Source organism: Pseudomonas congelans (assembly GCF_900103225.1).
Taxonomy (GTDB): Bacteria; Pseudomonadota; Gammaproteobacteria; order Pseudomonadales; family Pseudomonadaceae; genus Aquipseudomonas; species Aquipseudomonas congelans.
This window is the reverse complement of record NZ_FNJH01000001.1, coordinates 1441935-1455884: the sequence shown is the minus strand read 5'-3', so window position 1 is coordinate 1455884 and position 13950 is coordinate 1441935. Positions and strand designations below refer to the sequence as shown.

Annotated in this window: 13 protein-coding genes and 3 pseudogenes; 15 read left to right on the top strand and 1 reads right to left on the bottom strand. The window is 54.4% G+C overall.

Annotated elements, in window-relative coordinates; all coding sequences use genetic code 11:
• The first annotated feature begins 2 nt into the window (after positions 1–2).
• The 11 genes and pseudogenes from BLR20_RS05960 (at position 3) to BLR20_RS05900 (ending at position 6605) form a co-directional block, all read left to right on the top strand.
• Positions 3–239, top strand: coding sequence for a hypothetical protein (locus BLR20_RS05960; RefSeq protein ID WP_010428177.1), 237 nt, complete (start codon positions 3–5; stop codon positions 237–239).
• An 11-nt stretch (positions 240–250) separates the two neighbouring features.
• On the top strand, positions 251–655 hold the full coding sequence (locus BLR20_RS05955) for a hypothetical protein (RefSeq protein ID WP_010428178.1): 405 nt from the start codon (positions 251–253) through the stop codon (positions 653–655).
• A 218-nt stretch (positions 656–873) separates the two neighbouring features.
• Positions 874–2469 (top strand): annotated as a pseudogene (locus BLR20_RS27965) (hemagglutinin repeat-containing protein); the annotation flags it as partial.
• A 12-nt stretch (positions 2470–2481) separates the two neighbouring features.
• Positions 2482–2796 carry an Imm45 family immunity protein gene (gene imm45, locus BLR20_RS05940; protein WP_074594468.1) on the top strand — a complete coding sequence of 105 codons (315 nt, stop codon included), beginning with the start codon at positions 2482–2484 and terminating at the stop codon, positions 2794–2796.
• A pseudogene (locus BLR20_RS28390) lies at positions 2783–3097 on the top strand (EndoU domain-containing protein); the annotation flags it as partial. The gene imm45 and the pseudogene BLR20_RS28390, both read left to right, overlap by 14 nt.
• A 5-nt stretch (positions 3098–3102) precedes the next feature.
• The gene (locus BLR20_RS05930) at positions 3103–3357 is read left to right on the top strand and encodes a MafI family immunity protein (RefSeq protein WP_010428185.1); all 255 of its coding nucleotides are present in this window, start codon (positions 3103–3105) and stop codon (positions 3355–3357) included.
• A gap of 357 nt (positions 3358–3714) precedes the next feature.
• The gene (locus tag BLR20_RS05925) at positions 3715–4044 is read left to right on the top strand and encodes a hypothetical protein (protein ID WP_235810008.1); all 330 of its coding nucleotides are present in this window, start codon (positions 3715–3717) and stop codon (positions 4042–4044) included.
• Positions 4045–4526: 482 nt separating this feature from the next.
• Positions 4527–5315 carry an Imm49 family immunity protein gene (locus BLR20_RS05915; RefSeq protein ID WP_025990836.1) on the top strand — a complete coding sequence of 263 codons (789 nt, stop codon included), beginning with the start codon at positions 4527–4529 and terminating at the stop codon, positions 5313–5315.
• 90 nt (positions 5316–5405) lie between these two features.
• Positions 5406–5636, top strand: a complete 231-nt coding sequence (locus tag BLR20_RS05910; protein ID WP_420875062.1) for a helix-turn-helix domain-containing protein — start codon at positions 5406–5408, stop codon at positions 5634–5636.
• Positions 5637–5739: 103 nt separating this feature from the next.
• Positions 5740–5936 (top strand): annotated as a pseudogene (locus BLR20_RS05905) (LysR substrate-binding domain-containing protein); the annotation flags it as partial.
• Between the two features lie 42 nt (positions 5937–5978).
• A complete protein-coding gene (locus BLR20_RS05900; protein WP_010428191.1) occupies positions 5979–6605 on the top strand; it encodes a glutathione S-transferase in 627 nt (208 codons plus the stop codon).
• A gap of 118 nt (positions 6606–6723) precedes the next feature.
• On the opposite strand, the gene BLR20_RS05895 is transcribed toward BLR20_RS05900, so the two are convergent.
• Entirely contained in the window at positions 6724–8052 is a 1329-nt protein-coding gene (locus BLR20_RS05895) for a GAF domain-containing hybrid sensor histidine kinase/response regulator (protein ID WP_054993924.1), read from the bottom strand.
• A 462-nt stretch (positions 8053–8514) separates the two neighbouring features.
• On the opposite strand from BLR20_RS05895, the gene BLR20_RS05890 reads away from it, so the two are divergent.
• The 4 genes from BLR20_RS05890 to BLR20_RS05875 all read left to right on the top strand — a co-directional run bounded on the left by BLR20_RS05890 (position 8515) and on the right by BLR20_RS05875 (position 13944).
• Entirely contained in the window at positions 8515–10122 is a 1608-nt protein-coding gene (locus tag BLR20_RS05890) for a M10 family metallopeptidase (protein WP_054993838.1), read from the top strand.
• A 321-nt stretch (positions 10123–10443) separates the two neighbouring features.
• Positions 10444–11847 (top strand): amidase, encoded by a 1404-nt coding sequence (locus BLR20_RS05885; RefSeq protein WP_054993839.1) that lies wholly within the window; start codon positions 10444–10446, stop codon positions 11845–11847.
• An 80-nt stretch (positions 11848–11927) separates the two neighbouring features.
• Entirely contained in the window at positions 11928–12686 is a 759-nt protein-coding gene (locus tag BLR20_RS05880) for a DeoR/GlpR family DNA-binding transcription regulator (protein WP_010428197.1), read from the top strand.
• The gene (locus BLR20_RS05875; protein ID WP_054993840.1) at positions 12664–13944 is read left to right on the top strand and encodes a Zn-dependent hydrolase; all 1281 of its coding nucleotides are present in this window, start codon (positions 12664–12666) and stop codon (positions 13942–13944) included. Before BLR20_RS05880 ends, BLR20_RS05875 begins: the two co-directional genes overlap by 23 nt.
• Positions 13945–13950 lie beyond the last annotated feature (6 nt).

Genomic DNA, 13950 nt, shown 5'->3' with positions numbered 1-13950 from the left:
GAATGGAAGTTGTAGGCACTGAGATGGTCGTTAAAGGGCCTCTCGGTGATCGTAGGTATGACATTGTAGTCCGTGACGCAAATGGTAAATTACACGGTCTTGAGGTGAAAAGCGGAACTGCTAGTAAGACCAGCTATCAAGAATTCACCGATTATTTTGTCAATCAGTTTGGGGCGCAAGGGAAGGGACGGCTAAAAGGCGAAGTCATCGAAAGCGCTACAACAGTTTATGTGCCGTGAAGGTGAGGAATATGAAGCTCGAAGCCGAAAATAGTCCCGTATTAATTGACGTTAACCAGGCGCAGCTTGTAAAAGTGTTAAAAAAATTAAAAAGCTACGGTCCAAGCTCATACGCATGCATAACTGACGACGACGGTAATTATGTGCAAGTGGCAGGAGGCAGATTCACTTGCTTTATTGAAAGATATGACGCAAAAAGTAAAGCTCTGTTTAGAGGGTATCATTCAAATTCCAGCACGAACTTTGAAGATGGGAGCTTGCTGTCGTTTGGTGCAGGGCGTGTTCAATTAAAGAAAGATGAGTGGTTTAATATTGACGATGTGATCGAAGTTTTCTCCCGATTCAATCAGAATCAGCCTTTACCAGAAAATATTTACTGGCGCGAGGTAAAGATTTTGAATCAGAGCGACAGTTGATGAGTTGGTGCAAAAGCGACAGGCGAAGCTGCTACTCAGATCCCAGGCCGAGTACAGTCGCGTGTAAACATTGCCAATGGCCGCATGGAAACGACCCCTCTTCGTGATAACGGCAATCCCGTATCTGCGGGTTTCGATCATGTTATAGATGGGCATTTCAATAGAGAAATCTCCAACTCGCGCTCCGTGTTTACCATTGCTCTGGATGGCTTAAAGGCATCACGGCCAAAGACAAGGTTGACATCCGCACCGAGAACCACACCCAGCTCGACGGCGCATTGATCGCTTCCGACAGCGGTAATCTCAAGCTGGATACCAACACGCTGGGCTACAGCGACATCGCGGGCAAGGACAAGGAGCACGGTTACTACCTGAACGTCGGGGGTTCGTACGGCACTGGCAGCAGCACTACGCAGGACTCAAGTCAGGTAGGCAAGGGCGACAACCAGAAAAACGGCTGGAGCGTCGAGGGCTGGAACTACAACAAGGATCGTGAGCAGATCGTCCGGGGAACGGTCGGTGCGGGCGATGTAGTGGTGCGCAGTGATACGGGTGGCAAGGACTCTGCCGCTGGATTGAATCGTGATGTCGACAAGGCTTACGAGATAACGCGTGATGACGAGCACCGGACTGATTTGTATGTGACGAAGAGTTCGTTGGAGGCAGTTGCCAGTCCGAAAGAAACACTCGATCAGTGGCAAAAGAGCGCTGCGCTTTACGGTGAAAACAGCCGTAACACACTGGATAAACTGGCCGACATGCTTGTGGTAACGGCGCTGTTGCCGTTAGGGGCTGCTATCGGCGCGGGGACAGAGCTCGCGCGATTTCAAGTCGCGCGTACCGAGTTGTTGCAGCAGCTCAACAGCCAGGATGAAAGCAAAAGATCGGCACGCGTCAGGGCGGTTTTAAGTGGAGTCGCCAAAAAAGACTTGGGCTCAGATGCGGAAGCGCTTGTTACACGCATCACTGAGCTGGGGGCAGATCATCCAGACCAGGCGCTACAAGCGATGGTTTTATTGACCACGCTGAATAAGCCGACTGATGCGTCGAGTTTTGTTCCGGTAGTGGCGATGGGCGCTGGCGCAGTCATTGCGCTAAGCGCAGCACTGTCCACGACAGCTGCGACGCCGGAAGGTCAGGATAGACTGAGAGAGGCGGCCAATGCCGTCGCACGTTCTGTTGCCCAATCGGGTCAATCAGCCGAGCAGCAGGTCAGCACCTCCATAGAAATATGGAAATTCCTGTTCAGTACGACGTTCCCTGTGCATCTGCTGGACGGCGAAAACTCCAGGCTGGTGAACCCTATCGTTCAGGCTCAGGGTGCGAATCCGTCCAGTGACGGGTATGCTGCTGGAGCAACGCCTGCCGGGATAGGTTCGACGGGTGGTAGTCAGATTGCTGATCAGACGCCTGTTGATTACTCGAGGCCTGTGGTTGAGCTTCCTGCGCCGGGGGTGATGAATCAGGGGGTGGAGGATGGTCCAAAAGGTGCCTTGCCAGGAGGCCAAACTGTCGCTCAGTTTGAGAAAAGTTTATCTAGCTTGCCCCCGGGAGAACGAGTGGCTGAGATCAAGAGCGCAGCTGCTAGTGTGATGGTAGCTAATGGGCTAGTGAAGAACAATAAGCTATCTAAACTAAATGGACGTGATGTATATGATTCAAATGATGGGAATTTATATGCTATGGATACCCAGCACGGGCGTTTTGAGATTATCAATCCTAAAAATGGCAAGCACCTAGGGGAGGTCAATTTTGAGTTCAAACAAACAAAACCAGCCGATAAGACTGGCGGCCATGATCTGAAGATAAAATGACAGGAGATCAAAGTGAGATTAGTTGACTACAAGAATTGTTCTTTTGCTCGTGGGAATATATTTAGAGCTCGTGGGGAATACCCATATGAAGAGTCTGTTGACTTTATGATTTTCGAGAGCCAAATCGAAGAGAGGCCATATGGGTTAATTGTCACCTCCGGCTACAAAGCTGGATTGATACTGATTAATTTGCCTAGAGAAAGCTCTTCCGTGGATGGTGGTCTCGATAAGGAATGGGTAGTGTCTAACTGGGAGAAATGGATCTATCCTGATTGTGATGTTTCGGACGTTTATTTTATTGATAGGTATGAGTCTGTACGGTGGTAAGCCAGGCAGTGGTGGACATATGTGGCCGGGACAGGAAGGGGAGACAGTTTTTCCTGAACGTTGGTCAGGAGATAAGATTGTTGACGCGGTCGGCGATATCACGACATCTCCGAGTACTAAGTGGTACGCGCAAAGTGGAATCGGCGGGGCTTATATAGCTAAAGGAGATGCTGCTAAATGGGTCGCTTATGAAACTCGTGATGGCGTACGAATGCGAGTTGTATATCAGCCGGCTACAGGAAAGGTTATTACTGCATTTCCTGATGATGCTCCAATTCCACCTTACAAACCAATCAAGTAGGATTTATGTTTGCGGATCGTATCATTAGATTTGGGAGAAAGTTTGAAGGTCGATTAAATTCTGATCTTCTCCAAGGTGCCTTGTATTATGTCGCGTATAGCGAAGAGAACCTAGCCTTTGAGATATTGTGCGATCATATTTGCGAATATGATAGTTCTATAACGGACGAAGAATATAGAGAGGCTGTTCTGCTGGTTCTAGATATGGGGCTTGATTTAGATGAAGGGCCATTTAAGCACCTGCTGGGGTTGAAGCAGTAAAGGGCTAGAAGTTAGTTGGTGCAAAAGAAGTAGCAGGTACAGCTGCGACGAGCGGGACGAAAGTTGCTGCAACGGAAGGAACGTTTCCAGACGAGGTATTTACCGGGAAGAAACCGCACCAGACGACTCATGGAATAGGGAGTGTGACACAGGAGAGGTACAACCCTGCGACTGGAAAACTGGAAGAATCTGTGATCGAGTACGACCAGTATGGCCGGCAGGTTAAAAGAACGGATTATACTAATCACGGATATGGAAACCAAGAAAAGCCTGCGGAATATCATTCCGACCCCCACACGCATAACTATGAATATGGTCCAGACTATGGCTCCAATGGGAAAGAGACGAGGATCAATAATGATTAGTCTTCCAGAATTGAATGAATTGCTTGTTGCTCACAACTGCCTGCATGCGATTAGTATTCAGCTGAATGTTGACGGGATGGCTTATGATTTATCCTTATCGATCTCGGCCTCTGCCTCTGAAAAGGTAGGAGCTGATGTGGTGAGTATCAGGTTCATTGATATTAGCCAATTTACGTCCCGTGATTTTGGCGGCGGATTAACTCAGCTGATGCACATGAACGTTAATAAGCTGGATTCTGGCTTCGATAGGATGCGTTATCAACTGAGTGATCTTGAGGATAAAAAGTTGTCGTTTTACTTCTCATCATTCTCGCTTGATTAGCTGGTGCAAAAGTAACTCCACCAACGCCCCATGCATCAATCGGCGCTACTGCAGATAATGAAGTCGGGGGGTTTTCTTACTACAATCAGTTTAAGAAAACTGATGGTAGTTGGGGGGGCGGAAAACTGGGGTTTCTCTGGCGATCCTATTAATAATACATTACCAGTGGGTACTAAGTTGGACCGTTATGGTGGACCTCAAGGATCAAGAGTGCGAGGCCTCATGGTTTTTATACGAAGACATTGGGGTTAGGGCCTTTTTCGACTATGGGACTTATATGGAAAGTCTAGGACTGAAACCACTATGGAGTGAGTTGAAAATTATTCCTGAGTAGGTGCAATAGGGCCAGGCCAGATCGTTGTGCGCTGCGATAACGATTTCAGTGCAACAGTCAACGGAAACGGCAAACCCACGTTTGTAAAAAGCGTTGCAGGTATGGATAGAAAAAATGGTAGCGTACTGATTACCCGGTTGGAATAAAAATGGAAAAAAAGCACTCAGAAAAAGCTAAGATTCGACTGGATCATATTAGATGCCATTTGAATGAAGGATATGATGTTGATCAGATAGTTGGTTTAATAAAATCTGGTTCAGGTGATGTTCGCGCGTGCGTAAATAGTTTGTCATCACACACTTTTGCAAGTGCAATGTGGTCATGGTTCGAAAATCGTGATATACAGAATTTTAAAAAATGGCTTTCCATTTCAGGGCAACTCAGAAAATATTCATATGGCATTAAGACTGATTCTTCGGGAGCGCTTGGTAAACAAGTACAGTTAATGGCGCCTCTGTTGTCCGATGACTACAGCTTGGTAAAGTGGTTTTCTGAGGAGGATGATAGCGCTTTTAATCTTAGTAGGGCCGAAAGTCCGAAGCATATAGACTTTTTTGCCTATCAAGTGATTTTAGCGATCAGAGGTGAGTGGGATAAATTAAAAGAAAGATGTGAAATTTTTTTGAGCTCTCCGCCCGTTTCATTAAGAAAGTATGTGCCTGATTTGGAATTTTACTCTGCCCTTGCATCAGGGGAGACAGATAAAATGTCAAAGGCAATTGAGGTAATAGTTTCTCCTAAGTTTCTCTCCTTACGAGCTGGTAGCGAGAACGGTTACACAGACGGTCTGATTTCAACGTTTGCAGTCATTTATTCTAAAATCGCTTGGATGCATGGTTTTCAAGTAAATATCAAGTCGGCTTATGTTTCCGAGGAATGGCTGCCAGTTATTCCTTTGGAGAGCTATGACTTATATTATTATTTTTTAAATGAATAAATTTTCTATGAGTTTTTAAGTGTTTGTACAGTGATCTCAAAAGCTAAGTGCGAAAAATAGAGTGCTCTTCGGAATGATGCTGAAGATGCTATAGCCCTCCTGAGTGGCGCGGCAGCGATGCTGGGTTTGGAGCACGCGACTGTTTCACGCCGTATCGCTTCGCTGGAAAAGTCTCTGAATGTAAAGCTAATCGACCGTCGCAAGCGTCTCCACAACTCACTGATGATGCGCGGAATCTGGCGGCGATCTCGCGACAGATCTAGGCGCAGACTCAGGCTGTTGGCCGGCTTGCGGTGGCGGCTCGGGTGGTGCAGGGTGTGAAGGTAACCATCAGAGCGCCGTGTCGGTAGCGGTCGAGAAGTTGGTGCCGTAATTAGGGCATTTCGGGCGATGCATCCCGGCATTGTGATGTTGCGCGGGCCGGTTGGGAATTACCTGCCTTCCGGACTTTATGATTTCATCGGCCATTCGCAACGGCGAGCTGATAGCTGTGCTAACTGATTACACGGTGCATACCGAAACGTTCAGATTGCTCTGCCGTCCAGCAAGCACCTTTCACTGCGTTTGCGAGTCTTTATTGATTTCATGCACGCCCATCTGTTTGCGCCTCCGTCTGTTTGAATGCACGGGGCGAGTCTGAAGCAACTGGCAAGGAGCACCGGTATGTACACGCTTTTCGGCACGGAAGGTTCGGGTTCAGCGGCTATCGAGATCGCGCTTCAGCGCTGCTCTGTGCCGTTTACGCTGTGCGGAGCCAGCAGTTGGGAGGAGGGGCCTGGAAAGGAGGCGTTGAGGCGGGTTAACCCGTTGATGCAAGTCCCCACGCTGGTGCTGGCCGATGGCACTGTCCTCACTGAAAGTGCTGCAATCCTGATTCATCTGGGCCTGGAGCACCCCGAGTCCGGGCTGCTGCCTGATAAGTCCGCCCCGCGTGCTCAAGCGCTTCGTGCGCTGGTTTATATCGCCGCCAACTGCTACGCCGCCATCGGGATCATTGATTACCCGCAGCGCTGGCTGGCGAGTGCCGACGATGGTCTGGAGAGGCTGCTCGAAGCAGGTGCCCGGACGCGTTTGCATGAAAACTGGGAGACATTTGCCGACCTGTTTGGTGGTGCCGGGAGTTGGCGTTGCGATGCCCCCGGCGCAGTGGAGATTCTGGCTTCTGTGGTGACGCGATGGAGTGGCACGCGGGAGCACCTGCGTAGTACCCGGCCGGATTTTCATGCGCGGTTGTTGGAGGTTGACGCTGAGCCAGTGGTCAACGCGGTCATAAGACGCCATTGGCCTTGAGACACCCGGCTGCAGGATGACGCAGGCCATAAAATAAAAGGGCCGAACATAACGTGTTCGGCCCTTTTAATTTGAGGGCTGCCTGAAGCCACCACGCCTCGGCGGTGAGGCGCTGTTGTTAGTGTTCGGTTATGTGGGCTTGCGCATTCGTTGCACTGATCGGCCCCAATATTCTCAAGTAGAGGTGCACGGTAGTGCCACTTCCCGGTGCTGTTTCGACGCGTGCGCCTCCGCCGGCGTTTACCGCAAACTCCTGCACCTGAACAAGGCCAAGCCCGGCACCCGGGTCGGAACTTCTGGTCGTGAAGAACGGTTCGAAGATCTGCTCCTTGAGCTCGGCAGTCATGCCAGGGCCGTCATCCTTCACGCTGAGTACCAGATAATCGCCTTCCGGCAATTTCGGATCTTCCTTGACGGACTCCAGCCGGGTCGAGATATGTACCTTGCCGGGGCCTGCAATTGCATCACGCGCATTGCTCAGGAGATTCAACAAGGTGGTATGCAATTGTGCTTCGGCGCACAACACGCCCCAGCCTCGAGCGGATAGGTCGAATGACAGTTCCAGCGTGTCGCCCGCCGAACGCAACAGAAGATCACGTGCGGCAGCGATCCGTTCGCTGACATCGATGCAGATCAGTTCGGGACCGTCCTGGCGAACGCTGTGGAGCAGGCGAGTCACCAGTTGACGACCGTGATCCACGGCTCGCAGTCCGGTATCGCTGAGCGTCTCGACGTCGGTCGGGCGGCGTGAGCGCATGCGGATCAGTTGCAGGCTGGCGCTCAGTGCCTGAAGCAGGTTGTTGAAGTCATGAGCGATGCTTGCCGTGAGCATGCCCAGCGACGACACCCGTTGTGACTGGCGCAAATTGCGCTCCAGCGCCATGCTTTGACTCTGTGCACTCTCGAGCCCCAGCGCCAGCTCGGCGGCGTGTTGATCACGTTGTTCCGAAACCAGGCGATATTGCATCAGGGCTGCGGTTTGCCGCGCCAGTGCCAGCAGGGCACGACGTTGCTGTTCGCTAAGTACCCGCGGCCATATATCGATCACGCAGACGGTGCCCAGCGCATGACCGGACTCGGTACGAATTGGCGCACCTGCATAAAAGCGGATGTAAGGAGGCCCGAGCACCAGCGGGCTCTCTCTGAAGCGAGGATCGGTGGTCGCGTCTTCAACCACCAGCACATCTGAAGGCTCCAGGATGGCATGGGCGCAGAAGGCCAGATCGCGATGCGTTTCCTGCACGTCCAAGCCGATACAGGCCTTGAACCACTGGCGCTCTCGGTCGACCAGCGAGACCAGCGCGATGGGTGCGTCGCACAATGTGGTGGCGAGCAGCACAATGTCGTCGAAGTCTTGCTCGGGAGCACTGTCCAGTATCTTGAGATGCTCAAGGGACAGGACTCGTTCTTCCTCGCTGGCAGGGAGTGGCGCAGGGTGGTGGGTCATGGGGCGCACCGCGATCGGATGAAATTGGGTCTTATGATGCCTATGATCCATAGAGCGCAGCAAGGTATAAGCCGCATAAATCAGCTCGGCGTGCGTAGGTTTGCGCAATGTCCCCCTTACTCGGGCTACCCGCTCTACACGCAGCGAAGCAATCGTGCGCAGTTCTCAGGGCGTCATGACTGGGTTCGGACACCTCCGGGCTCATCACTCCAATATCGTCACCGGCTCTTGGAGATCTATATAAGACGCACTATTAAATTAAGTTTGTCATATTAATTGAAGTTCGATCGTCATAAGAAGTTGATAGGTGTCGAGAGTAATGGAGTGTCCTTTCTGGAAACTATATTTGTAACTTATTGTGTCCATATTATGCGTGCCGTGTAATAAACTGTCTTTCGCTTTTTGCCTTGGCAAAGATCGTAAGCCAATTAATAACGTCCGTATTCTTCAGGAGCAACGCCGATGCCCGGCCCAAATGAATCAAGCCCTGCCGAACTTCTGCCCGACGGGGCTACCGACGACCGAGTCACGAGTCTGTTATGGGGACCATTCTGGCTTGGGGATTCGTCCGGCACCCATCTGACTTACAGCTTCCATAGGTCCGACTCCGTCTACGCCACCGATTACAGTCGCTCTCAGGAGCCCGGCGATGCCTATTCGCTGACCGACGCCCAGGCGGCAGCCGCAAAAAGCGCACTGGATGCCTGGAGTGCGGTGGCGGATATCAAGTTTACCGAGGTTCAGGACACCGCCGATAACGTCGGAGACATACGTTTCGGCGGCTTCAAGGGGCTGCAAGGCACCGAGTTTGGCCAGGCTTATGCACCGGGTACGCTGGGCCGCTCCGGCGACGTCTGGATCGGGCCGAAAGTCAACGCGGCCGATCCTGCCAAAGGCACGGATGATTACCTGACGTTCATGCATGAAACCGGTCATGCACTGGGCTTGAAGCATTCGTTCGAAGCCTCGCAGTACAACGACGTGCTGCTCGATGCCAAATTCGAAGATGCGCGCTACACGATCATGAGCTACACCAACAATTACAGCTTCAAGCCGACCACGCCGATGCTGCTGGATGTCGCGGCCATGCAGTTCATATACGGTGCCAACACCCACTATCACACCGGCGACGATGTCTATAAATGGGCACCTGGGCAGTCGGTATTCGAGACCATCTGGGACGCTGGCGGCAAAGACACCATCGACGCCAGCAATCAGCTGGAATCGGTGAAAATCAACCTCAACGAGGGTGAGTTCAGCACCATCGGCAAGGCGTTTCTCGATTACAACGCCAACCCTGACGCCCCCACGCTGATGAATTCCGGGTTGGCGATCGCTTACGGCGCGCACATCGAAAACGCCATAGGTTCTGCCTTCAATGACACACTGATCGGCAATGACCTGGATAACGTGCTCAATGGTCGCGGCGGTGTGGATACCATGATCGGCGGGCTGGGCAACGACACCTACGTCATCGATCAGGCAGGCGAACTGGATCTGGTTCAGGAAAAGGCCGATCAGGGCACCGATACGCTGAAGATCACCTACGACAATACCTCGCCTATCGCACAGGTCATCAACCTCAATGCCGGGACGTTGGTGAACTTCGAGAATGTCCATCTCAAGGGCGAGGGCGCGTTCACCTTGCTGGGCAATGATCGCAACAACACCTTGACCGGCAATGATGCAGACAATGTTCTGTTCGGCGGTGCCGGCAATGACAAACTGGTGGGCGGTCAGGGCGCCGATATCATGACTGGCGGTAGCGGCGCTGACCGTTTCGTGTTCAACGATCTGTCGGAAATGGGTAAAGGTCACAACAGCGACGTGATCACCGACTTCAATAGTCAGCAAGGCGACAAACTGAGCTTCCTGAAGATGGACGCCAACGTCGACACCAAGGCCCTTGATGCTTTCAGCTTCATCGGCAGCGGCGAGTTCACAGGCGCTGGTCAGTTGCGTTTCGCCGATCATGTGCTGTCCGGCAACGTCAACGGCGACCTGCACGCGGACTTTGAAATCCAGCTGGTTGGCGTCAACCAGTTCAATGCCCACGATCTGGCGGTCTGATCACTGATGTGAAAGACCGGTCTCAATGCCAGGACTGCGCCGCTGAAAGGCGCAGTCTTGTCTGACCGACTCTCTTCCCCCTTCTTTACTCTTTTCTGGTTTTAAGCGCGCACCGCAATTGGGCGAGGCGGCTTTTTGCGCGTTTTTTGGCACCGTGACGGTGCTGTTACAAAATTTAAAACCACAAATTCAATATATCCAACAAAACCCACTTGACTCATCAGGGCCTGCTGAATGTAATGCCCCGACAGCCGTTGGTGCCGTGCATTGCGCACAAGTGTCCAAGAGGAATCAGCTTTGATTGAGTCCAAGCCATCTTCCATGCCTACCGTGATTGAAGCTGCCACGCTTGTCCGTGAAGGGGAGCTGACGCCGATACACTTGACCGAATTGTGCCTGGCAGCGATCGAAACCCACAATTCCACACTCAATGCATTCGGTGATGTGTATGCCGAGGCCGCGCTTGAACAGGCCGCAGGCATGACCGCAGAACTGCAGCGCGGTCAGGTACGCGGGCCGCTGCACGGCATCCCCTTTGGCATCAAGGATCTTTTTTCCACCGCAGGGTTGCGCACCACGCGAGGGTCGTTGACCGCCCTGGAGTCGGTGCCAGTCCAGGATGCGCCCATCATTCGTCGCCTGAAGAACGCTGGCGCGATTATTCTCGGCAAGACAGCGACGACCGAGTTCGGCTGGACGGGCGCCAGTACGTCACGGGTGTTCGGCAATGGGCGCAACCCCTGGGACCCGAGCCTCACCAGCGGCGGCTCCAGCTCCGGTTCGGCAATTGCCGTGGCGGCGCGTATGGTCCCTGCGGCACTGGGTTCCGATGGCGGTGGCTCGGTACGCATTCCGGGCTCGTTCTGTGGCGCATTTGCCCTCAAGGGCACGCTGGGGCGTATTCCCACCTGGCCCTGGTCGGCCACCGAAATGCTCAGCCACGCCGGGCCTATCACCCGAACCGTACGCGACAGCGCGTTGTTGTTCGATATTCTGTCGGGCCCCGATCCACTGGATCATCAGGCGCTGCCAGCCCCTGACGAGTCCTTTCTGGCCCGTTGCGACCAGCCGCTGAAACCCTTGCGCATCGGTTTCTGCCCGACGCTGTTCGACACGCCGGTCGATCCGCAAGTTGCCGCAGCGGTTGATGCCGCCGTGGGCAATATCGCCAGATCGCTGCCTGTCACGGTCAGCACACTCAAGCCGGATTGGCAGGACCCGCTGGCCACCTTCGAAACCCTGTGGGTCGCCGGGCGCGGTATTGCCTATGGCAAGGCGCTTGCGCAGAAGCTGGACCAGCTCGATCCGGGCTTTGCCGAGCTGATCAAGCGGTCTGCCCAATACAGCCTGAGTGATTATCTGCAGGCTCTGCAACAGCGTGCGGCGTTCGCCAATCAGGTGCACGCACTGTTTGATGATTACGATCTGTTGCTCATGCCCACGCTGCCAATCCTGCCGTTTGCCGCAGACGATGTCGCCCCCGTGGGCTATGCCGGGCAGGACGGCGCTGTGCCGTGGGCACGCTGGACGCCGTTCACTTACCCTTTCAACATCACCGGCAACCCGGCCGCCAACCTGCCCTGCGGGCGGAGCAGCGCAGGACTGCCGATCGGTCTGCAGGTCGTCGGTCCGCGCTTCGCCGACGCCCAGGTGCTGCAGTTCTGTGCTGCGGTAGAGGCCATTGCGCCCTGGGATCAGTACTTGCCACCAGCTTCGGGGCAATAGACATGTCGCTCACGCACGAGGATAAGCGGCCCAAGGGCCCGGATACTGGAGCCATCACTTTGCAACGGAATGTCACCCCCATGCTCAATCAGCCGCGTCTGGACGAAATCATGCGCCTGCTCGCTCAACAGCAGCGGGTCAAGGCGTCGGACCTTGCACAATTACTGTTCGTTTCCGAAGAGACCATCCGCCGTGACTTCAAGCATCTGGAGGAAGAGGGCAGGTTAAGGCGAATTCACGGTGGCGCCATTCTGCCCAGGTCCAGCGAAGAATTGCCGCTGCAGGAGCGCAGCAGGCTCAAGCCTCGCGCCAAGGCCGGAATCGCTGTGCGCGCTGCGCAACTGGTCAGCGAAGGCATGGCGATCTTCCTCGACACCGGCACCTCGACGCTGGCGCTGGCCCAGCAACTGACCCGGTTCAGTCAGTTGAAGATCATCACCAATTCGCTGGACATTGCCCAGTTGATATCGCACCAGAGCGACAATCAGGTTCTGGTTGCGCCCGGCGATGTGCGGCGCACCGACAACGCCTTGATCGGCCCCCATACGCTGGAGTTCGCCCGGCAGTTCCACTACGACATTGCTTTCATGGGCATCGGCGGCATTGATCCGGACTTCGGCCTGATGGACTACCAGGAGCCTGAAGCCATGTTGCGCAGGACGCTGGTCAGGCACTGCACGCGCAGCGTTGTGCTGGCCGACGATGGCAAGTTCGGTCATCGCACCTTCATCAACACCCTGCCATTTGCCGCGATCACCACCCTGGTCACCAATCGCGCGCTATCCGACGAGTTTGCGACACGCCTGGAGAAAGATAATGTCGATACCCTCTACTCCTGAACTGATAGAGCCGAGCGCAACGGATCTGGCAGCGTTCGAAGCATTGTTTCGGCAAAGCTCGGCCATCGGTGCAACACCGGCCGGTGGCCTGCACCGGTTGGCGGCATCGGCTGAAGACGGTCAGGTACGCGACCTGTTTCGCGACTGGCTCGAAGCGCACGGCTTCGAAGTCCGCATCGATGCAGTGGGCAACCTGTTCGGCCTCATGACTTTTGATCCCGACGCGCCTTATCTGCTCTGCGGCTCACACCTGGACAGCCAGCCGAGTGCCGGGCGTTTCGATGGCGTGTACGGCGTGCTTGCCGGTGCCGTGGCGGTGTCCAGCCTGGTGCGGCAATTGCTTGAGCGTGGCGAAGTTCCGCGCTGCAATCTGGCGGTCGTCAACTGGACCAACGAGGAGGGCGCGCGCTTTCAGCCGAGCCTGATCGGCAGTGGCGTGTTCACCGGTGCCCTGACGCTGGACAGCGCCTGGGAAAGCCGCGATGGCGACGGTATCCGTCTGAAGGACGCCCTGCAGGCCATCGGTTATCTGGGCAACGATCACGTTGATTTGAACATTGCCGGGTATGTCGAAATTCATGTCGAGCAGGGCGCTGGGCTGGAAAGCAGCCAGACAGCCATCGGCGTAGTGCGCGAGACCTGGGCCGCCCTGAAAAGACGGGTGCGTTTCGATGGCGAGCAGAACCATACCGGCCCCACGCCCATGGCTGCCCGGCGGGATGCGTTGCTGGCCGCTGCGCACACCATCACTGCGGTGCATGACGAAGCCTTGCTGCACGGCGTGCAGATGCACAGTTCGGTAGGGCGTATCGAGGTCTACCCCAATTCGCCCAACGTGGTGCCTTCGCGGGTGTCGCTGCTGATCGAGTACCGCTCTCGCGACGTCGATCTGCTGAGCGCTGCCTCGGAACGCCTCGATGCAACACTGCACGCGATCGCCGACAAGACCATGACATCGTTTGAAGTGGAAAGCAGTGTGTTGCGCTCACCTGCCAGGCTGCATGACGGGTTCGCTGCACTGGCGCACGGCGTAGGCGCCGAGCTGGGTTTGTCGACCACCGACAGCATGACCGTTGCCGGTCACGATGCGATCAGTCTGAACAGGCACTACCCCGTGTGTCTGCTGTTCATCCCCAGCAGCAACGGCGTTTCTCATAACGAGGCCGAGTACACCAGCGATCAGGACATGCACAACGGTCTGCGCATGCTGACCGGTCTGTTGCATCGGGCTTGTACCTCGTCCGCGTCACTTGGTTGAGGGGCT